General features: G+C 41.2%; 19 protein-coding genes. 8 read left to right on the plus strand and 11 right to left on the minus strand.

Features of this window, described 5'->3' with window-relative positions; genetic code table 11:
- Nucleotides 1-154: 154 nt before the first annotated feature.
- Complete coding sequence (locus ABZB17_RS05080) at nt 155-454, minus strand: Dabb family protein (RefSeq protein ID WP_045032712.1); 300 nt, start codon at nt 452-454, stop codon at nt 155-157.
- 105 nt (nt 455-559) lie between these two features.
- Between ABZB17_RS05080 and udk the strand changes: the two genes are divergently transcribed.
- Nucleotides 560-1174 carry a uridine kinase gene (gene udk / locus ABZB17_RS05085; RefSeq protein ID WP_372648396.1) on the plus strand — a complete coding sequence of 205 codons (615 nt, stop codon included), beginning with the start codon at nt 560-562 and terminating at the stop codon, nt 1172-1174.
- Complete coding sequence (locus ABZB17_RS05090; RefSeq protein ID WP_045032708.1) at nt 1174-1896, plus strand: 3'-5' exonuclease; 723 nt, start codon at nt 1174-1176, stop codon at nt 1894-1896. Before udk ends, ABZB17_RS05090 begins: the two co-directional genes overlap by 1 nt.
- A gap of 367 nt (nt 1897-2263) precedes the next feature.
- On the opposite strand, the gene smpB is transcribed toward ABZB17_RS05090, so the two are convergent.
- The 4 genes from smpB to ABZB17_RS05110 all read right to left on the minus strand — a co-directional run bounded on the left by smpB (nt 2264) and on the right by ABZB17_RS05110 (nt 6162).
- Nucleotides 2264-2725 (minus strand): SsrA-binding protein SmpB, encoded by a 462-nt coding sequence (gene smpB / locus ABZB17_RS05095; RefSeq protein ID WP_319226585.1) that lies wholly within the window; start codon nt 2723-2725, stop codon nt 2264-2266.
- A gap of 16 nt (nt 2726-2741) precedes the next feature.
- On the minus strand, nt 2742-3305 hold the full coding sequence (locus ABZB17_RS05100) for a Yip1 family protein (RefSeq protein ID WP_372648397.1): 564 nt from the start codon (nt 3303-3305) through the stop codon (nt 2742-2744).
- Nucleotides 3306-3404: 99 nt separating this feature from the next.
- Complete coding sequence (uvrB, locus tag ABZB17_RS05105; protein WP_372648398.1) at nt 3405-5435, minus strand: excinuclease ABC subunit UvrB; 2031 nt, start codon at nt 5433-5435, stop codon at nt 3405-3407.
- Nucleotides 5436-5562: 127 nt separating this feature from the next.
- Nucleotides 5563-6162, minus strand: coding sequence for an HAD family hydrolase (locus ABZB17_RS05110; protein ID WP_372648399.1), 600 nt, complete (start codon nt 6160-6162; stop codon nt 5563-5565).
- 109 nt (nt 6163-6271) lie between these two features.
- On the opposite strand from ABZB17_RS05110, the gene ABZB17_RS05115 reads away from it, so the two are divergent.
- Both ABZB17_RS05115 and ABZB17_RS05120 read left to right on the plus strand, forming a co-directional pair.
- A complete protein-coding gene (locus ABZB17_RS05115) occupies nt 6272-6691 on the plus strand; it encodes a hypothetical protein (protein WP_372648400.1) in 420 nt (139 codons plus the stop codon).
- Between the two features lie 164 nt (nt 6692-6855).
- The gene (locus tag ABZB17_RS05120; RefSeq protein WP_372648401.1) at nt 6856-8148 is read left to right on the plus strand and encodes an aminotransferase class I/II-fold pyridoxal phosphate-dependent enzyme; all 1293 of its coding nucleotides are present in this window, start codon (nt 6856-6858) and stop codon (nt 8146-8148) included.
- A 214-nt stretch (nt 8149-8362) separates the two neighbouring features.
- Here ABZB17_RS05120 and ABZB17_RS05125 read toward each other — a convergent pair whose 3' ends face one another.
- Nucleotides 8363-8986 carry a cysteine hydrolase family protein gene (locus ABZB17_RS05125; RefSeq protein ID WP_372648402.1) on the minus strand — a complete coding sequence of 208 codons (624 nt, stop codon included), beginning with the start codon at nt 8984-8986 and terminating at the stop codon, nt 8363-8365.
- Nucleotides 8987-9173: 187 nt separating this feature from the next.
- Between ABZB17_RS05125 and ABZB17_RS05130 the strand changes: the two genes are divergently transcribed.
- Complete coding sequence (locus tag ABZB17_RS05130; RefSeq protein ID WP_372648403.1) at nt 9174-11987, plus strand: M16 family metallopeptidase; 2814 nt, start codon at nt 9174-9176, stop codon at nt 11985-11987.
- 1108 nt (nt 11988-13095) lie between these two features.
- Here ABZB17_RS05130 and ABZB17_RS05135 read toward each other — a convergent pair.
- The 5 genes from ABZB17_RS05135 to ABZB17_RS05155 all read right to left on the minus strand — a co-directional run bounded on the left by ABZB17_RS05135 (nt 13096) and on the right by ABZB17_RS05155 (nt 18864).
- On the minus strand, nt 13096-13548 hold the full coding sequence (locus tag ABZB17_RS05135; protein WP_372648404.1) for a protein-disulfide reductase DsbD domain-containing protein: 453 nt from the start codon (nt 13546-13548) through the stop codon (nt 13096-13098).
- Between the two features lie 5 nt (nt 13549-13553).
- Complete coding sequence (locus ABZB17_RS05140; protein WP_372648405.1) at nt 13554-15482, minus strand: cytochrome c biogenesis protein CcdA; 1929 nt, start codon at nt 15480-15482, stop codon at nt 13554-13556.
- 182 nt (nt 15483-15664) lie between these two features.
- The gene (locus ABZB17_RS05145) at nt 15665-16750 is read right to left on the minus strand and encodes a LuxR C-terminal-related transcriptional regulator (protein WP_372648406.1); all 1086 of its coding nucleotides are present in this window, start codon (nt 16748-16750) and stop codon (nt 15665-15667) included.
- A gap of 61 nt (nt 16751-16811) precedes the next feature.
- Nucleotides 16812-18362, minus strand: a complete 1551-nt coding sequence (locus tag ABZB17_RS05150) for an Rne/Rng family ribonuclease (protein WP_045032692.1) — start codon at nt 18360-18362, stop codon at nt 16812-16814.
- A 214-nt stretch (nt 18363-18576) separates the two neighbouring features.
- Complete coding sequence (locus ABZB17_RS05155; RefSeq protein ID WP_045032691.1) at nt 18577-18864, minus strand: HU family DNA-binding protein; 288 nt, start codon at nt 18862-18864, stop codon at nt 18577-18579.
- A gap of 137 nt (nt 18865-19001) precedes the next feature.
- Between ABZB17_RS05155 and mutY the strand changes: the two genes are divergently transcribed.
- The 3 genes from mutY (at nt 19002) to gldE (ending at nt 21907) form a co-directional block, all read left to right on the plus strand.
- Entirely contained in the window at nt 19002-20051 is a 1050-nt protein-coding gene (gene mutY, locus ABZB17_RS05160) for an A/G-specific adenine glycosylase (protein ID WP_372648407.1), read from the plus strand.
- 68 nt (nt 20052-20119) lie between these two features.
- The gene (locus tag ABZB17_RS05165) at nt 20120-20569 is read left to right on the plus strand and encodes a single-stranded DNA-binding protein (protein ID WP_045032689.1); all 450 of its coding nucleotides are present in this window, start codon (nt 20120-20122) and stop codon (nt 20567-20569) included.
- Nucleotides 20570-20584: 15 nt separating this feature from the next.
- Nucleotides 20585-21907, plus strand: a complete 1323-nt coding sequence (gldE, locus tag ABZB17_RS05170; RefSeq protein ID WP_372648408.1) for a gliding motility-associated protein GldE — start codon at nt 20585-20587, stop codon at nt 21905-21907.
- Nucleotides 21908-21925 lie beyond the last annotated feature (18 nt).

Consider the following 21925-nt stretch of genomic DNA (forward strand, 5'->3'; position numbering starts at 1 on the left):
GAGTATATCATTGACCGATAAAACTCATCTTCGAGACCTCTTTGAGAGAACTAAATTTCAAAATGACAAAGAACGTTTTAGGCTTAATGAGCCAAATTTGTTTAATTATTAACGTCCCAATTTTAATGGGACACTAGTGAAATACTATAATAAATTAAAAGTTGAAGTCAACAGCAGCACGTGCCTCTGTGGTTTCGCCAACACGTTTTACCACTTTTAAATGCTCGGGATGCACACGATATACATCCAGATCTTCAACACTTTCGAAATGCGAAATCAAGGCCAAATCGTAACTTTTCGAGTCTAACTCGTAATTTTCGCCAACTTCAATATGCTTTAATTCGGCAATTTTATCTTTTAAACCCAATAGCATTGCTTTTAGTTCGGCAATTACTTCCGTTTTTTCTTCGGCCGGATAATCCTTCAATTTAAAAAGAACGACGTGATTAATCATTGCTGTCTATTTTTTGTAACTTGTACTTTTATGGCTGCGAAAATAGTGTTTTCTTAGCGTTTAATTTTAATCTTCAATTATCATTTAACAATTAAATTGGACAGTATGCTGGTAATTGGCATTGCAGGCGGCACCGGATCGGGTAAAACCACGGTTGTAAAAAAAATTAGCGAGAAGTTCTGCGATAACGAAGTAGCTATACTTTCGCACGACTCGTATTACTACGACAACAGCGATCTTTCGCTGGAAGAACGCCGGCAGAAAAACTTCGACCACCCCGATTCGATTGAGTTCGATTTAATGATCGATCATGTAAAAAAGCTAAAACAAGGGTTACCGATTGAAGAGCCCGTATATTCGTTTATCAGCTGCACCCGACAAGAAGAAACAAATATTGTTGAGCCCAAGCAAGTGTTGATAATTGAAGGAATTTTGTGTCTTACAAATGCTGAGTTGCGCGACTTAATGGATATAAAAGTATATGTTGATTGCGACTCGGATGTTCGGCTGGCACGCGTAATACAACGCGATATACAAGAGCGCGGCAGAGACGTGGAACAGGTGCTTAAACGCTACAAAAAAACGGTTCGCCCAAGTCATATTCAGTTTATAGAACCAACAAAACGTTATGCCGATATTATTGTACCACAGGGTGGCAAGAACAAAATTGCCATCGAGATTTTAACCAACCACATACTGCAAACTTTAAACAAAAACTGATGCTTAAAAACTTAAACATCGAAGAAATTCTTTTTCTCGACATCGAGACAGTACCGCTGGCACCGGAATATACCGTGCTAAACGAAAAATGGCAACAACTTTGGGAGCGCAAAATGCAGTTCCAGATTAACGATGGCAAGTTACCGCACGAGTTATACGAGCGTGCCGGAATTTATGCCGAGTTTGGTAAAATCGCCTGCATTTCGGCCGGTTACGTTGTTCAGAAAAAAGGGGAACCTTATTTTCGTGTGAAATCGTTTTATGATGAGGACGAGAAAAAGCTGATCCAGAATTTCTTTAATGCGCTTGATAGTTTTGCACGTGCAGGTAAACGCCGACTTTGTGCGCACAACGGTCAGGAATTTGATTTCCCATACATTTCAAGAAGAGCTTTGGTAAATAATTTAACGCTTCCGAAAGTACTGGATATTGCCGGCGCCAAACCCTGGGAAGTAAAAGATATTTTGATCGACACCCTGCAACTCTGGAAATTTGGCGATTACAAACATTACACTTCTTTATCGCTGTTGTGCGAGCTTTTTAATATTCCAACACCAAAAGACGACATCGACGGCAGTCAGGTTGCTAAAGTTTACTGGGAAGAAAAAGATATTGACCGCATTGTAAAATACTGCGAAAAAGACACCATGGCCGTTGCCAACCTGCTGTTAAAATACAAAGGCGATATGATTATTCCATTTGAGAATTTGGAGAGCGTTTAGGATTGAAAGGCTGAAGGATTGAGGAACTGAGGGATTGAAGGAGTGATGCTGGATATTGGATAGTCAACGATACTTGATTTCACACACTCGTAGCTAGTGGCTAGTGGCTCGCAGCTGAATACTTGATCCTGGATTCTCGATTTTCGGTGCAACTCCCTAACTTCTCCGTGAATCTCTGTCGTTTACTTCTCTGAATAAAAGATTGACAAACTGATAAATTGTTTGGATGCTGGATACTGGATGATACTAGTAGCTAGTCGCTCGCAGCTGAATACCTGTAACTTGTAACTGCTCTTCTCAACTTTAGCTCCCGACGCTACGGCCGGGATTTTGCTACGCTCAACTTTACACTTTTGCCTTGAGCCTGCTAAAACTTCATAGCACGGTCGATATCGCGTTTGGCATCTTTGCTTTTTAATGTTTCGCGCTTATCGTATGTTTTTTTACCACGAGCCAGTGCAATTTCGAGTTTTGCCAGGCCACGGTCGTTAACAAACAGTTTTGTAGGAACAATGGTAAGTCCCGATTCTTTTACCTTTTTATCGAGCTTTTCAATTTCCTTTTTATTGAGTAACAATTTCCTGTCGCGCTTGGCAATGTGATTATTGATGGTACCCAGCTCGTATTCGGCAATATGCAGATTAATCACATACATTTCGCCCCGGATAAGCGTACAGTAGGCATCGGTGAGATTAACTTTCCCGTTGCGAATAGATTTAATCTCGGTTCCAACCAACTTAAGTCCGGCCACAAAACGCTCGATAAGCTCATAATTAAACGAGGCTTTACGGTTCTTTATGCTAATATTTTGTTGTGGCTTATGTGACATATTTCCGGTGATTAAATTAAAAAATCAGTAGCACTTTCGACAAGAAAACACTTAAAAAACTAAATATAAAGAAGTTAACCACAATTGTGATTATTATGTAGCTCTGTTCCTTATTTTCAGGGAAAGTTAGCAACTCTTTTGCTCCAATCCAAAACAGGTAAAAGCTGTAAATTCCAAAAATATCAACCACGTATAAAAACGGGAACAGACCGGTAATTACCGAAACCAAAAGCATCGGTGTCATGGAATAGACAACCAGTTTACGTGCCAGATCAACATTCTTTTCTCCTCCGAAAGTCTTCATCAGCTCTTTGGTAAAAAACACACTGATAAAGTATTGCAAAACAAAAAGTAAAATTTCGCGCGCTGCCTTTAACAAGGGGAACTGAATAAAAAAGTCGGTGCGTTTAAAAAACTCGCCAATAAAAACAGAAACTGCCCCTGCCAATGCTATTGGCAACAGGTAAGTCAGCCAAAGTTGTTTACTGTCGGCCGTTTCTTTTTGCTCCACCCAAAACCCATTCGGATTTACAAGGATCAGCTTAACGTCACTTATCAATTTTGAAAATGAAAACTCCATTTATCACAATTTTGCGGCAAAAATACACTTTTTTAAAGAACAGACTATTTATGCGGCCCCGGATCACTTTTTCGTCGCGTTAAATTAGCTTAACCCTGTCTATTTCTTCTTTCCCTGCTTACGTTCCTGAATCAAGGCCTGCAATGCAAACATCTCGTCGCGCAAACGGGCTGCTTCAATAAAATCAAGATCCTTTGCTGATGCCTGCATTTGCTTTTTCGTTTTCTCAACCGCTTTTTCCAGCCCTTCAACACTCATATACTGAACAACAGGGTCGGCAGCAATATCAGGCTGTCCCATTCCGCCTTCGTATTCCTGAGTTTTGTCGCTCCGGTATTGGTAACCAATAATTTCGCGGGTTGGTTTTACAATTGCTTTTGGAACAATATTGTTTTCTTCGTTGTACTTCAACTGTTTTTCGCGGCGGTAATTGGTCGAGTCGATGGTCTTTTGCATGGAAGCAGTAATCTTGTCTGCATACATAATTACCATGCCGTTCAGGTTACGCGCTGCACGTCCTGCGGTCTGTGTCAGCGATCTTTCAGAGCGTAAAAATCCTTCTTTGTCGGCATCCAAAATTGCAACCAACGACACTTCCGGCAAATCCAAACCTTCGCGCAAAAGGTTAATCCCCACCAGCACATCAAACTCTCCTTTCCGCAATTGCTCCATTATTTCAATGCGTTCCATGGTATCCACATCGGAGTGAATGTATCGGGTTTTTACGCCCATATTCACCAGGTATTTCGATAGTTCTTCGGCCATCCTTTTGGTGAGGGTGGTAACCAAGACCCGCTCGTTTTTATCAATCCGAAGATGAATTTCGTGCAGCAAATCATCAATCTGATTGGTGCTTGGCCGCACATCGATTATCGGATCCAATAGACCGGTAGGGCGAATGATCTGCTCAACCACAACACCTTCGCATTTGGCCAGCTCATAGTCGGCAGGCGTAGCACTTACATACACCACCTGATTGACCAGCTGCTCAAATTCTTCAAATTTCAGCGGGCGGTTATCAATGGCAGCAGGCAAACGAAATCCGTATTCCACAAGATTTGTTTTTCTTGAATTATCGCCGCCATACATAGCACGTATTTGCGGAATGGTAACGTGGCTTTCGTCAATTACCACCAGAAAATCATTGGGGAAATAATCCATCAAACAGAAAGGTCTGGTTCCTGGTGCTCGCCCGTCGAAATAACGTGAATAGTTTTCTACTCCCGGGCAATACCCTAATTCACGCATCATTTCCATGTCGTATTCGGTACGCTCTAAAATACGTTTTGCTTCCAGTGGCTTTCCAATTTCTTTAAAAAACGCTACCTGCTTTACCAAATCATCCTGAATTTGATGAATGGCCGATTTCATACGGTCTTTTGTGGTAACAAAAATATTGGCCGGGTAAATTACAATCTCATCCAGCGTTTCGATTGTAAGTCCGTCTTCTGGATCAAAACTTTCCAGTTCTTCAATCTCATCGCCCCAAAAAGTTATGCGGTAAGCCATATCTGCATAAGCGGGAAAAATATCAACGGTATCGCCTTTAACCCTGAAATTTCCCCGTTTAAATTCCACTTCGCTTCGGCTATACAACGCTTCAACAAAATTGTACAACAAGGCATTTCGCGAAACTTCGTCGCCAACTTTCACCTTTGTTACGTTGGCATGAAAATCCTCAGGGTTTCCAATTCCGTATAAACACGAAACCGATGAAACCACCACTACATCGCGCCGCCCCGATAGCAAAGCTGAGGTTGCACTTAATCTAAGTTTTTCAATATCCTCATTAATCGAAAGGTCTTTTTCAATATAAGTATCAGTGGTTGGCAAATAGGCTTCGGGCTGGTAATAGTCGTAGTACGAAACAAAATACTCCACAGCATTATTGGGGAAAAACTGTTTCATTTCGCTGTATAACTGGGCCGCCAGCGTTTTATTATGGCTCAGCAACAAAGTAGGGCGCTGCACCTCATTTATAACATTGGCCATTGTAAAGGTCTTTCCCGAGCCGGTTACCCCAAGCAGGGTTTGAAAACGCTCTCCGTTCTCTATTCCTTCAACAAGTTGTTTTATCGCCTCGGGCTGATCTCCGGTAGGTTTATAATCTGATACTACGTTAAAATCCATTCGACTTTTTAAGTATTATTCCCTCCAAATTTAGTCGTAAATAAACGACCTGCATATTCTATCTCCCGATTTTTTGAACACAATTAATCTGACTGAAGGTTAATTACTTCAGATCAATCCCTAGATGTTATGCTTTAAAAACATCATAATAATCGGTTACCAGTGTGGCCATCATTCCGGCGGCACGCGCGGCTTTCATTCCCGGCTCACCGTCCTCAAAAACCTGGCAGTTTTCGGGTTTTACGCCCATCTGTTCGGCGCATCGTAAAAAAGTCTCAGGGTGCGGTTTTGGGTTTTGCACATCGTTGGCAGAAACCAGTATTTCGATATAATCTTTTAAGCCAATAATCTCAATCGTTTTCCAGGAGAGACGGGTATAACCGCCGGTTCCAACAGCAATTGGTAACTTTCTGTGGTATTGTTTTACCAGATCGATCACCGGATCAATTGGTTTAATTTTGTCCATCATACGTTCGTATTCTGCCTCCTTTTCATTCCCCACTTCCTCAGGATCGAGCGAAGAACCATAAACCTCGTTAATTTTAACAATGGTTTCCACCACCGGAACACCTGCCAGTGCCAAAAACATTTTTGCTGAATAATCAATACCATACTTTTTAAGGATCTTCTGGTAAGCAACAAAATGTACAGGCATAGTATCGGCCAGTGTGCCGTCTAAATCAAATATTAAACCTTTGGCTTTCGGATCTATTTCTAATTTTTGCATTGTTTTTCAATTATTTCAGGCGAAAATAAGGTTTTACAACTTGTAAGCACGAAACGCTTTTTACATTTAAGAAAAATTTTAACCTTTGTTTCCGGTAATTTAATAATCAATGACAGAAGTATTTCTTTACACCTTTCCTCAGTGGATCGTTTTCGCCGCCTTGTTTGGCATAATTTACGGCTGGGTTGAAAACAAAAAAGCGTTCCGTTTAGTTGGCCTTGCAGCGTTTATTGCTTTGGGCTTGTTTTCGGTATATGTTTTTCTGGGCGACTACCTTGCACCCGGACAGTTTTTAACTCCCGAAGAGATAATGCACGAAGAATTAAACGACGAAATTATTAATGAAGCGCCCATTGAAGCACAGCTTTTGCCGGCATACCTCAGTTTTATTGGTTCGGCAGTATTGGCACTGGTAGCTTTGGTACTCGACTGGCTAAATAAAAAACAATATCGTTTATTCACGGTACTGGCCGGTTTGGTGGCTTTACTTGGCTTTTTTATTGTAGTTGGAGCCGTACGTTCGGTATAGATTGAAGCTACTTTTTTCGGCATATCCCAAACATTCCTCAAGCCTGTACTTTCAATATGTTAGCTATTTATCAAAAATGAATTTGACTTGTTAAAAAAACTTCGCTTTTCATTAAGGGTTTTCCTATCTTGCACCAAAATTATAACAGACAAATATTATTGATTATGAATCCACAGGCTGCTGAACTTAACAGCGTAATTCAAGCAAAAAGCACACCCGTTTTTGAACTGCTTTCTGAAAGAGGCAAGAATATTTTCTTCCCTAAAAAAGGAATTCTGGGACAAACCGCTGAAGCTAAAGGAACAAAGATTAATGCAACCATTGGAGCCGCAATTGAGGATGACGGAACACCTATGCGACTGGAAGCTGTGGCTTCAAAGATCAATATGGATCCATCGCTGGTATTTCCTTATGCCCCAAGTTTTGGTCGTCCTGATATCAGGGCAAAATGGAAGAGCATGATCTACGAGAAAAACCCGTCACTAGCCGGCGTTGAACTGAGTTTGCCGGTAGTTACCAATGCACTTACGCATGGTATCAGCATGGCAGGTTATATGTTTGCCGATGCTCAGGATGAAATTATTGTTCCCGATCTTTTCTGGGGAAACTACAACCTGACACTTACCAATGCTTACGGTTGTTCGTTGGGCAAATTCAACCTTTTTAAAGATGGAGGTTTTGACCTTGAATCGTTTGAGGCCAAATTGAACGAAGGCGGAATCGGTAAAAAAATCGTTATTCTGAATTTTCCGAATAACCCATCAGGTTATACACCAACTGTTGAAGAGCAGGATGCCATTGTGGACATCATAAAAAAAGCTGCTGAGGCCGGCAACAAAATCGTTACCATTACCGACGATGCATACTTCGGATTGGTTTACGAGGAAGGAATTGCTACCGAAAGTATTTTCTCGCCATTAAGCCAGTTACACGAAAATGTGTTGGCTGTAAAAGTTGATGGCGCTACAAAAGAAGACTATGTTTGGGGATTCCGTGTTGGATTTATCACTTACGGAATTAAAGGTGGAGATGCTGAATTATACAGCGCATTGGAAGCCAAAACTGCCGGTGCTATCCGTGGAAACATTTCGAATGCAGCCAATATTTCACAATCGTTGCTGCTTTCAGCTTTCGAAAGTGAAGAATATGCACAGCAAAAAGAAGCGAAATACCACATTATGCAAAAACGTTACGATGCGGTAAAAGAAGCTTTAAGCGATGAAAAATACAAAGAATGTTTTGAAGCTATTCCATACAACTCGGGCTACTTTATGTGTGTTCAGTTGACACAAGGTTTGGTTGGAGATGAAGTTCGCCAGTTGCTGATAAAAAAATACGGAATCGGATTAATTGCCCTTGGTAACGTATTACGTGTTGCCTTCTCGGCAGTAGCCGCTTCTGATGTAAAAGAAATGTTCGACGGTATTTACCACGCTTGTAAAGACTGTAAGAAATAAAAATATTGTACGCAGTTTTAATTGACTGTTAAAGAGCCGTTTTTTCAAAAAGCGGCTCTTTTTTTATGCCATTTCGAAAAACACTTCTTGCTATGGGTTTTGAACCGCTTAGCGCTTAAAAGCTCACGATCTAATTTTGCACGCAGATATCGCAGATTTTCGCAGATCGAAAACATCAGTGCCATCAGCTAAAACCGCGTTATCTGCGTTCGTTTTAAATCACACTTTCCAAATTTTCAAAGGCCATCATTTCAACGCCCAGTTTTTCCCACTCCTCAAAAGGCAAAGGAATGTTGGGTAGTTCCTTTATCGCGTCCTGTAAAACGATAACACGCTTTACCCTTTTCGACAGGCCAACAACTGCATCGTTTACACAAACATTGGTGGTTACACCATAAACCACAACAGTTTCAGGTGACAGAATTTGAAGAATATTATCGGTATAAGGATTTCCGACAAACACATCAAAAGCATCTTTTCGGATGACTATATTTCGTGCTGATTCAACTGCATCGAAGGTATCATCGTCTTTATCCCAGTCAAACTCTACTGCATTTTCAGGTTGCGTTTCGTTAACGTATTCCGCTCCCGGAGTGTTGGCCATACAATGCTGAGGGAAGGTATTTACAAAGTCCGGATCATCAGAAAGTTCATCCGATTCAGGATAATGATAATCGGCCGTATTTACCACCCGTATATTTTTCTGCTTTGCAAAAGCAGTGATTTTTTGCCACAGCGGTTTTATCTTTTCGGCCCCTTCTACATATAATTTACCTTCAGGTTCCACAAAATCCACCTGCGTGTCAACGTTCCAAAATATAAGTTTCTCGTTTCCCATTTCGCTCTTGTTTAAATTCGGCGTTCGTTCCATTCATCGGCGTCGCCGGTTATATCCTCTAAAATTACAAAAACAAAAAATTAATTACTATTTTCATCCTTTCTGTAATTTCACTTGTTAATACTATACTCACAGAGTAATACTTAAAATCAAACACAGTTCAATAGCGAACTACAAATAAGAAAATATGAAAAAATTTGTTTTATCGATGCTGGCATTTTTATTCGTTGCCCCGGTTTTTGTGTCGGCACAAGACATGCTGAAACAAGCAGTTCCGGTTGATCCCGCCATTAAAACAGGAAAACTGGAAAACGGGATGACTTATTTTATCCGTCATAACGAAGAGCCAAAAGAACGGGTAAGTTTTTACATGATACAAAATGTTGGTGCCCTGCTCGAAAACGATAATCAAAACGGCCTGGCGCACTTTCTCGAACATATGGCCTTTAACGGCACCGAGCATTATCCGGGAAAAGGTTTTCTGGATTACCTGGAAAAAAACGGTGTGGCTTTTGGTCGAAATATCAACGCATACACCGCTTTTAACGAAACGGTATACAACCTGAGCGATGTACCTGCTACCCGCGAAGGACTTATTGATTCGTGCCTTTTGGTACTTAACGACTGGTCGAATTACCTGTTGCTAACCGAAGAAGAAATTGATTTGGAACGCGGTGTTATTTCCGAAGAGTGGAGAACACGACGTAATGCAAGTTTTAGAATGCGCAGCCAGTGGTTTCCGGTGGTTTTTGAAGGTTCGAAATGGGCCGAGCGCGATATAATTGGCGACCTCGACATTATTAAAAATTTCGAGCCCGAAACTTTACGCAGTTTTTACCACGACTGGTACCGTACCGATTTGCAGGCGATTGCCATTGTTGGCGATATCGACGTTGACCAGGTTGAGGCAAAAGTTAAAGAGCTGTTCTCGAAAATACCGGCTGTTGAAAATCCACAACCACGCCCGCAATTTGAAATTCCGGAGCACGACGAAACAAAGTTTGTTTTGGCAACCGACGAAGAAGCTACAAATTCAAGCATTTCAATCTATATTAAACACAAAGCAACCCCGCGCGAAGACAAAAACATTGGTTACCTGCGCGAAGATTATATTGTGACTCTGCTGAATCAAATGAGCGGTGAACGTATTTCGGAGCTGCTTCAAAAAGGAAATCCTCCTTTTATTTCAGGAGGTGTTCAGGTTGGAGGTTTTGTGAGAGGCTACGATGCAGCATTTATTTCGGCCACAGCCAATCCCAACAAAGAAGATGAAGGCCTGAAAGCGATTTATACCGAAGCGCAACGTATCGTTCGTCATGGTTTTACCGAAGGCGAACTGAACCGAGCCAAAGTAAACCTGCTTACCTCGATGGAAAGTGCCTACAAACAACGCGACAAAATAAGTAACGATCAATATGTAAGCGGCATTCAAAACTACTTCCTGGAAGGCGAACCGCTTACCGACGCCGAATTCGACTGGCAATTTGGTCAGGCAATTATGGAAACCATCACGCTGGCCGATGTAAACAAAATGGCCACCGATATGTTCGTTGACAAAAACCGTGTAATCGTAATCACGGGGCCAAACAGCGACGTAAAACACCTTACCCGGGACGAAGCTTTTGCGATTTTGGCCGAGGTTGAAAATTCGACTATCGAACCGTATGAAGATACGGCTGAAGCCGCATCGTTGGTTGAAGGCGAATTACCGGGTGCTGAAGTTGTTTCAACAAAAAAACTGGAAGACCTTGACGCCGTAGAATGGAAACTAAGCAATAATGCCACAGTGGTGTTTAAACATGCCGACTACGAAAAAGATGAAGTATCACTGCGTGCTTACAGCCCGGGAGGAAACTCATTGCTGGGTACCGACGATCTTCAGGCTGCCACTATGCTTCCTCAGTTCATCGGCTCGTTTGGTGTTGGCGATTTCGACGCCATTGCCCTTCGCAAAGTACTAACCGGGAAAACCGCCTCTGTGGCAACCAATCTGGGCGATCTTACCGAAGGATTTAATGGCGGCAGTACGCCAAAGGATTTTGAAACAATGATGCAGTTGCTTTACCTGCAATTCAATAATCCTCGTTTTGATGAAGAAGCTTACGAAGCGTTAAAAAGCCGCTACGTTGCCTATTTGCAAAACATGGCCAATAATCCGCAGAAGATTATGAGCGATTCGATGTCGTTAATCGCAACCGGTTATAACGAGCGCACAAAACTGATGTCGGCAACCATGTTTGATGAAATCACTTTTGCACAAATGGAAGAGCTGTACCAGGACCGTTTTAAAGACGTTGGAGACTTCACCTTTTTTATTGTTGGAAACATCGACGAAGAAGTGGCTAAGGAAATGGCCGTTAAATACATTGGGTCGTTAAAAGATCTTCCGGGCGAAGAAAAGTGGGTTGACCACAAAGTTAGAATGCCGGATGGCATCACCGAAAAGAAAATTGAAGTACCCTTACAAACTGAAAAAGGAACGGTTTATATTCTTATCCGTAAAGAGTTAGGCTATTCACCCGTAAGCAATGTTGAACTGGACGTTTTAAAGGCTATCCTGCAATTGCGTTACACCGAAGAAGTACGTGAAAAAGAAGGCGGAACTTATGGTGTTGGTGTTGGTTCATCATCGAATCAATACCCATACGAGCGGAAAACTTTGCAAATCAGTTTTGATACTGATCCTGAAAAAGCTGATCATCTGAAATCGATCATCTTCCGCGAAATAGAAAAGATCGTTGCTGACGGCCCTACTCAGGAAGACTTGGACAAGGTTATTCTGAACCTGAAAAAAGAGCGTGCACAAGCCAAAGAGCATAATGGCTACTGGATGAATGCGCTTTATAACAAATACTACCATGGATTTAATCCTGATGCTGAAGAAAACTTCGATGCAATTCTGGATGGATTAACAACAGCACAAATTCAGAAATTTGCTAAAACATTTTACTCCGATGCTGATGTTGTAGATGTAGTATTTCTACCAAAAAAGGCAGAATAAATAAGTCATTTCAACGATAAAAGAAAGTCCATGGTTTTTTGAATCATGGACTTTTTTATAAATAGTCCCCATCTTTTTATGAGTGTTGCCGTTTGAATTTCGTCCGGAAGAACCACCTGGCTTCGATCAGCTTACTTCGCCGGACGATTTCTCTTCGGTCGTTTATCCCCGGTGCTGTGCACCGGGTTATTCATATTCGCCGCTTTCGGCGGCACAAAGCTTATTCTAAAATAGTAGTAAGAATTCGTCTTAACCTACAAATCGTATCACTATCCCGAAGGGATTGAATATTAATAACCGTGGGTGAAACCCGGGGTAGATACGGAAATAAATAAAAGGCGCAATCAATAAGTTGGTCAGAGCACTTTGGTTTTATGCGCCTTTTATTGTAACGATTCAAATGAAATACTGTTAATATACTTTACTTGCTTCCCTGTAGGTAATTCCCGTAAATTATGGACTATTTTTGAATTACTACTCTGATTAAAAGTTTAAAGCAAAAACCATTTTCGCGGCTTAAAAGTCTGTTTAAATGCCAGCCAGAAAGATTTCATGCGTTAAACTTTAGTTTAAACCTTGCGCAGCAAGTTTTTAGCCTTTAAACTTACTTTTAAACGCTGGCCGGAAAGATTTTGACGCTTAAACTTTTGTATAAACGCCGGGAAGAATTTGGCTCGTAAACTTTAGTTTAATGCTTGCCCGGCTGGTTTTTTCTTTAAATTTTGAGGGCTAAAGCCCAAAAGTAGCGCCATTATACTTAACCCCGGCATTAATGCCGGGGTTAGTCAACCGCCACAAAAACTCCGGGCTTTAGCCCTTAACGAAAAAAGATTTTCCCTGCCTCCAAGGCACAAAAAACATTCATGATTCCCAGAAATCACCAACAGTGATGACAGTAATGCAAACTTTCAGTTAACTCTCCCTCATTCCCTCTCTTCAAGAAGAGAGGGACGATTGTGTCGAAGGCACAATCAGGGTGAGTCAATGGGTTTTAAACCAGATGTTGCTATTGGTTTTTAAGAGACTTTTAGAAATAAAAAAAGCCGGCAACGTAAGTTCCCGGCTTTAGTGCAGTTTTTACTTTCAACTATCTGAATAGCGAGCGATTTTACTCGATCACAAACTCAAATTCTTCATCGGTTGGAGGAGTGCACATTTCGTCGTTGCAACTCATCCATTGAATATAACCGGCAACTTTAGCAGGCTTTTCAGTTACCCACACTTTGTGCGAAAGAACCGCCTTGTCTTTAAAATAAGTTACCTCCATATCAAAAATTTTGTCGTGCATGGTATTCGATGGCGTAAGCTCAACGGCTTTCCCAAAATCCTTGCAGTTCTCCAGTGTCTCGAAATTAAACGAGGTTTTTACCGGGCCGCCATCTTCCATGTTTACCCCGTAAAGCTTAAAACCCATATCGATTTTTGCCGTAGCAACAATCTCATATTGATTACCACCTTTTAAGGGTTTAATTTCAACGTCCCATTTTACAGGCACAATCATTTGCGCCTGAGCAAAGGCTGCAATGGCAATAAATCCCAGTGCAAAAATTAGCTTCTTCATCTGTTTTATTTTTTGAATTTTGTTAATCCTTCGTTTAGCCACTCAATAAAATCATCCGGATCCGGGTCATAACTATATCCCACTCCTATCTGATTTTCGTTTTCGTCCAATACAACATAGTATGGCTGTGTATTTCTGTTAAATCTCGATATCTGGAAATCGGTCCATTTATTACCTACCGACCTCACTTTTCGTCCGGTTGTTTCCGAAACATATTGTTCCTCTTCCGGTAGTTTTGTTTTCAAATCAACATACAACGAAACCACCACATAATCTTCCAGGAACAGGTTCTTCACTTCCTGTTTTACCCAAACGTTGTCCTCCATTTTCCGGCAGTTGGTACAACCTTTTCCAGTAAAATCGATTAACAATGGTTTTCCTGTTTCGCGGGCATGCGCCAAGGCTTTTTCGTAATCGTCGAATAAAGGAATTCCGTGCGGGCCAATGTGCATTCCCGATGCCATCGTTCCCGATGAATGTCCGGTAGCAATTGCCCCGGCAGGCTGCGTACGTCCAACACCAAGTGGCGATTCGGCATAGTCAACCGGCGGCGGGAAACCACTGATAAGTTTCACCGGTGCCCCCCACAATCCGGGGATCATATAAATTACAAAAGCAAATACCATGGTTCCCAACACAAAGCGTGATACCGGCAAGTGTGTAGTTGGCGAATCGTGTGGCAGTTTGATTTTCCCCCACAGGTAAAGCGCCAATCCTAAGAAAATGGCTATCCAAATGGCGATGTAAACTTCGCGCTCCAGAATGTGCAGGTCAAGAACCATATCGGCAATCGACAGGAATTTGAATGCAAAAGCGAACTCAAGGAAACCCAGCACTACTTTCACCGAATTTAACCAGCCACCTGATTTTGGCAGCGAGTTCAACCACCCCGGGAAAGCGGCAAACAAGGCAAACGGAATTGCCAGTGCCAGCGAGAAACCCAACATTCCAACCACGGGTGCCATACCACCACTTCGGGCAGCTTCAACAATTAGTGCCCCAACAATCGGACCGGTACACGAGAATGAAACCAGCGCCAAAGCAAAGGCCATAAAGAAAATGCCCAGCAAACCACCTTTGTCAGCCTTTTTATCCACTGCATTTACCCAGCTGCTGGGCAATACAATTTCGAAAGCTCCCATAAACGAGAAGGCAAAAACAAAAAGCAACAGGGCAAAAAACAGGTTAAACCACGGGTTGGTAGAAAGACTGTTCAAACTCTCGGCACCAAACACGGCAGTTACCACTGTTCCGAGAATTACATAAATAAGTATGATTGATATTCCATACCAAATTCCGTTGCGGATTCCTTTGGCTTTGGTTTTACTTTGTTTGGTAAAAAAGCTTACCGTCATTGGTATCATCGGGAAAACACATGGCGTTAACAAAGCTGCAAAACCGCCTAAAAATGCCAGGAAGAAAATACTCCAGTAGTTTCTGTTACTGCTGTCGTCCGTTGTTTCGGCAGCTGCAGTTTGTTGTGCTCCTCCGGTTAACTCAAACAAAAATTCCGCTTCCATTGGTGGCGTACAGGTTTCGTCGTTACAACTCATAAACTCCACGTAACCTGCAACAGTTCCGGTTCCTGATACTTTTACTTTCTGCGTAAAAGTTACTTCCTCTTCAAACCAACGCAAATCCATCTGAAAGGAGTTGTCGAATTCTTCCGTAACGGCTTTATCCGGAGTTGGTTCTCCTACTAATTCAGCATTTTCAACATTCTCGAAATAAAAGCTGGTTTTAATCGGACCGCCCTCCGGCAAATCGGTTGAATACATGTGCCAACCATCTTCCATTGTGGCGGTAAAAACCAACTCAAACTCGTTGTCAGAAATTTTGTTTTGAGAAAAATTCCATTTTACCGGCTCAACAATTTGTGAAAAGCCCAGTAAAGCTGTTGTAAGTAAAAAGACCGTAAACAGTATGCGTTTCATCCTTTTTGTAGTTTTATAAATAAACTTTGATATTCCTTCTAAATTGTGTTCTGTACTTTGATCGCTCATCACACCCATGGTGTTTTAACGAATAGCACAAATTTATGATAGAAAACAACAAAACGCCTTATGCTGTTTAACAAAAGAAGTATAGACTGGGTTTGAAATAGGGTCTAGACCCCCTAATCGTGCCTTTTAACAGAGTTGTGAAAGTCGACAGCTTCTTTACGCGTTGACACGCCCAACTGCCTGTAAATATTATTAATATGGGTTTTTACGGTACTCAATTCTACGAAAAGTTCCTGGGCAATTTCTTTATTGGTCTTTCCGTCGGCTAAAAGTCCCAATATTTCCTGTTGCTTTAGGGTTAAGGCTTCATAAAGCGGTTTCTGATTGTTGGCCGGATCGTTTTCCCGGTTTCTCATTTTCTTTAATTGCCGGTACAATCCAATCAAAACTATTATAAGAGTCAGAATAATTACCGCTTCAATTAGCATTAACCAGTCTTTCCATTTGGGTTGCACACCCGGCATTTCACAAACGAACTCACGAAAGCCGATCAATTCATCCAACAATGCTGAATACGCTTCGGTGTATGGTGTTACCGGAAGTTCGTCTTCCAAACGCTTTTGAAAGTTAAAATAGAAATCGCTGTTCCGCAAAAAATCGGTCTCCTTATCTTCGATGTGATACAGCGCATAAAGCCCAACATAAGGATTAGCAGCATCAGCAACTACCGAATGGATAAAGGTTTCCAACTCCTGCGACAGGAAGGTACTTTGTGCTTTTGGCAACTGACCACTTAACTCGCTGCTTTGCTCCTGGAACTTTTCATCAAAATCAAAAATGGCTTTTGTATCATCGCTCCCATTTAAGGCTGTTACTTCCAGTGAATTATTCCGGGTTGTGGCACTCAGCTCAATTTCCGACTGCCGGTATAACAGCAAATGAAAATAGTTTCTGTTTTGGGTTGAACTAAACTCTACCGAGGCATTATCGCCCTGCACCAGATAAAGGCGGTAAAAACGTTCGTCATCGGGTACCGACTGCGTATTGATCTCAAAACTGCCATCTGGATTTATAAAAGTTTCGGCAATAATAAAATCGGGCGACGCTACAAAAATATCGTTGGGTGTATTTAGCAAAGCCAGAAAAACCTTGGGCTGCCACTGCTCCGATAAATCGATCGTACCTTTTATTTCGAGTGCACTCGAGGAACTTGTAATAAAAAGAAAAAGAATAATATAGACCAGTTTTTTTAACGCCATCAGAATTACTTTGCTTACTGCGAAAATAAAAAAAGCCGCTCAATAATGAACGGCTTTCCTTTTATAAAATAATTTCTTCTTCATTCTCATCAAAAAAATGATATTCCAGATAGGAATATGAATTTACAGCTTCAACGCTTACCCATTTCAGGTACTTGAAAAACCACTTATTTTGGCGGCTTTTCCAGCCTTTTGTAAGATAAGCAGCTGTATAAGGATGAACTTTCAGATTTAGTTTCTTCTTGTTCAGTTCCTTTAGCGCGTAGTTTACTTTACCGTCGATATCGTCGGCAAATAACACAGTAGGCACAACTTTTCCACTTCCTTTACAAGTTGGACAGCTCTCGGCAGTCTCAACTTTTTCTTCCGGACGAACTCTTTGCCTGGTAATTTGCATCAGGCAGAACTTACTTAGTGGAAGAATGTTGTGCTTGGTCCGGTCGTCGGCCATAACCTCCTTCATGTGATCGTTCACTTTCTGGCGATTGGCCGCGACATGCATGTCGATGAAATCAATTACAATGATTCCTCCCATGTCTCGCAACCGTAATTGTCTTGCTATTTCGTCGCAGGCTGCCAGGTTTACTTCCAGTGCATTTTTTTCCTGGTCGTTCCCGGCCCTTGCGCGATTCCCGCTGTTTACATCAATAACATGAAACGCTTCGGTGTGTTCTACGATTAAATAGGCACCATCTTTAAATGATACGGTTTTTCCGAACGAGGCTTTAATTTGTTTATCGATGCCGTAGTGTTCGAAAATTGGCTGACGTCCTTTGTAGTATTTAACTATCTTTCTTTTGTCGGCCTGAATGCTACCTATGTAATCGGCAATTTCTGACGCTACCGATTGGTCGTTTACAATAATGCTGTTGAAGTCGGGATGATAAATATCGCGCAACAGGGCTGTTGTTCTGTCAATCTCGCCGATTATCAGCGATGGAGCCTGTGCTCTGTTCAGCTTTTGAAAGGTGGTTTCCCACTTTTCAACCAAACGTCGAAGCTCTTTGTCGAGTTCTGCTACTTTTTTTCCTTCTGCTACAGTGCGGATTATTACTCCATATTTGCGGGGTTTAATACTCTGGATCAGTTTTTTCAACCTGTTTTTTTCTTCGGTTGATCTGATTTTTTGCGACACTGATATTTTGTCGCTAAATGGCATTAAAACTAAATTCCTCCCTGCAATGGAGATTTCGGATGTTAACCGCGGGCCTTTTGTATTAATTGGTTCTTTTGCTACCTGAACCAAAATTTTCTGACCAACTTTTAGCAGCTCGTTTACTTTACCTTCTTTATTAATGTCGGGTTCGGAATGAATCCTTGAGATTGAAGAAATTTTGTTTTTTCGTGATGAGGCAATTCGCAGGAACTTATTTAGTGTGGCGAATTGTGGCCCCATGTCGAGGTAATGTAAAAAAGCATCTTTACTGTAGCCTACATCGATAAAAGCAGCATTTAAACTGGGCATAATTTTTTTCACTTTGCCGAGGTATATGTCTCCGACAGCGAATTTTGCCCCGCTTCTCTCTCTTGATAGTTCTGCAAGCTTCTTCTTTTCCTGTAAGGCAATAACAATTTCGGATGGAGTTACATCAATTATTAAATCGCTACTCACAACCTTTTGATCATCTACTTCTATTGGTTAATACTAATCGTTATAACAGACTAAACCTAAAGCATTAGCATGCTTTAGGTTTAATCATTAACTATAAGAAATTAATTCATTAAAATCTTATTTTTTCTTTTTGTGCCTGTTTTTACGCAATCTTTTTTTGCGCTTATGAGTGGCCATCTTGTGTCTTTTTCTCTTTTTACCGCTTGGCATAACTCTATGATTTTACTTGATTTTTAACTTCTGATACAAATGTTTTCGCTGGTTTAAACGAAGGAATATTGTGAGCAGGAATGATAATGGTTGTGTTTTTAGAAATATTACGGGCAGTTTTTTCTGCTCTTTTCTTAACAACAAAACTACCAAAACCTCTTAAATAAACATTTTTGCCATCAACCAGTGAATCTTTTACAGTTTCCATAAAAGCTTCCACTGTTTTCTGAACAGTTACCTTTTCAATTCCCGTTTCTTTCGAAATTTCATTTACAATATCTGCCTTAGTCATCTCTTAAAATATTTAATTTTCAATATATTAATCGTTTTTATTCGAGGATGCAAAAATAAAAAATATTATAAAACCGGAAAGCATTTCAAATAAATTATTTTTGTTTTTCTGTAAGATTTTTAACCAGTTAGCATAGAATGGACAATTTTCATACCAACATTTACAATTGGTACCATATAAATAAGCGTGATTTACCGTGGCGAAAAGACTGTGATCCGTACAAGATTTGGCTCTCGGAAATTATACTTCAGCAAACAAGGGTTGAGCAGGGCAAAAACTACTTTTACCGCTTTGTAGATGCCTATCCAACTGTAAATGACCTGGCCAGTGCCCACGAAGACGAGGTGCTAAAACTCTGGCAGGGATTGGGTTACTATTCGCGTGCCCGCAACCTGCATGCTTCGGCAAAAATTATTTCATCGCAATACAACGGAACTTTCCCAAACGATTACAAAAGCATTTTAGCCTTAAAAGGAGTTGGGCCATATACAGCAGCAGCTATTGCATCCATTGCTTTCAACCTGCCCTGTCCTGCGGTTGATGGCAATATATATAGGGTACTGTCGAGATATTACGGAATTGTTACTCCGATTGACTCGTCGGCAGGAAAAAAAGAGTTTCAACAGTTGGCCGAAGAGCTGATTCAGGAACAGGATCCGGGAATGCACAACCAGGCACTTATGGAATTTGGCGCTTTGCAGTGTGTGCCTAAATCGCCAAAATGCGAAAACTGCCCGCTTGCTGATTCCTGTTTTGCGTTAAAAAAAGGCCTTGTTAACCAACTTCCGGTAAAAGAAAAAAAGACGAAACAGCGGCACCGCTATTTTTACTATTATATCTATGATATGGGCGATTCAATTTTGATGGATAAAAGATCGGGTAACGATATCTGGAAAAGCCTGTTTCAGTTACCGCTGATGGAGCACGAAAAAGCACTTTCAGATTCGGAGCTGTTAAAAGCAGATCTTCCGCTTAAATCATCGCAGCTTAATATTAAATATATAAGCGGGCAGAAAAAGCATGTTTTGAGTCACCAGATTATTCACGCAAAATTGATATATCTTGAAGTTCAGGGCAATTTTAATAATCCGTCGCCTCTAATTCGGGTAAATAAAAAAGATATTTCTAAATTTGCTGTATCCCGACTGGTTGAACAGTTTTTACACGAGGCCGGATTGGGACTATAATTAAAAAACCGGTTTATAATTGCAGCGTAGTAACAACCTGAAAATGTTAACCATATAAAATTTAGATTATGTCAGTAAATAAAGTAATTCTTATCGGAAACGTTGGTAAAGATCCTGAAGTACGTCACCTTGATTCGGGTGTTGCAGTAGCTAATTTCCCTTTGGCAACATCAGAAAGTTATAACTCGAAAAGTGGTGAGCGTGTTACTACAACCGAGTGGCACAATATTGTTTTGTGGAGAGGCCTGGCCGAAGTGGCTGAAAAATATGTTACCAAAGGCCGTCAGCTGTATATTGAGGGACGAATAAGAACCCGCTCGTACGACGACAAAGACGGGAACAAACGTTACGTTACAGAGATCTATGGCGACCAGATGACAATGCTTGGTAACCGCGCTGACAACATGGGTTCGCCAGACCAGGGCGGTGCAATGCAAAACTCCGGTTCAGCATCCACTCCGCAGGTTTCGCAACCCGACATTGAAGAACCGGAGGGAGACGAGGATCTTCCATTCTAACCAAAACTTTTAAATTTGGAAACAGAACCGCTTTTAAGTTTAGCCGCTATCGGCTCCTGGCAAATTCAATTACACCCTATCAGTCCCGGAATAATCGTTTCAATTATTATCGTATTGTTTTTACTATTTACTTCGGCACTGATAAGTGGATCCGAGGTGGCTTACTTTTCATTGTCGGCCAGCGATAAACACAAACTAAGACACAAAGGCAAAAACAACGAGCGCGTATTGCACAACCTCGAAAGCCCGGAAAAACTTCTGGCTACCATACTGGTAACAAACAACTTTGTAAACATTGGCATTGTAATATTAACGGCCTTTATTTCAAACAATTTAGTATCGTTTGTTAATGCACCAACGCTGCAATTTGTTTTCCAGGTGGTGCTCATTACGTTTTTCCTCTTGCTTTTTGGCGAAATCTTTCCGAAAGTTTATGCCACACACTTTGCTTTGCGTTTTGCGCGTTTTATGGCATTGCCCTTGCAAACGCTCGAAAAGTTATTTCGCCCGATAAATGCGATATTGATTTACTCTACCGGATTTGTAAACCGCCGCCTGCAAAAACACAAAAAGAACATCTCGATGGATGAGATTTCGCAGGCACTTGAATTGACTTCCGACCAGGAACTTTCGGACGAAAAAGATATACTGGAAGGAATTGTAAAATTCGGCAACAAAAGTGTGGAGGAAATTATGACTCCACGTGTTGACGTGGTTTCCATCGATATAAAAGCAAATTTCGAGGAGGTTCTTGAAATTATAAACGATTCGGGCTACTCGCGAATTCCGGTTTACATCGATTCGTTCGACGAAATCAGCGGACTACTTTATATTAAAGATATACTTCAACACAGCCATAAAAACAAAACGTTTAAATGGCAAACTTTGATTCGTCCACCGTTTTATGTGCCCGATACAAAAAAAATCAGTTCGCTTTTGGAAGAATTTCAGAAAACCAAAGTGCACATTGCCATTGTGGTTGACGAATACGGAGGTACTTCAGGTATTGTGTCGCTCGAAGATATTCTGGAGGAAATCGTTGGCGATATTGCCGATGAGTTTGATGACGAAGAAAGTTTCTTCACCCAGCTTTCGGAAAACTCTTACCTGTTCGACGCCAAGATTTTACTGGGTGATTTTTACCGGGTTGTAAATTGCAACGATACCATTTTTGACGAAGTAAAAGGTGATGCCGATACGCTTGCCGGCCTTATTCTTGAAATAAAAGGCGAGATCCCTTCGTTAAAAGAGCAGGTAAAATGCAAAACGTTCACGTTTACCATTGAAGAGGTTGATAACCGCAGGATTAAACAAATCAAGGTGGTTATTAACAAGTAGTAAACGTGACTAAATTTT

It is taken from the genome of Draconibacterium sp., from assembly GCF_041583095.1.
Lineage (GTDB): Bacteria > Bacteroidota > Bacteroidia > Bacteroidales > Prolixibacteraceae > Draconibacterium.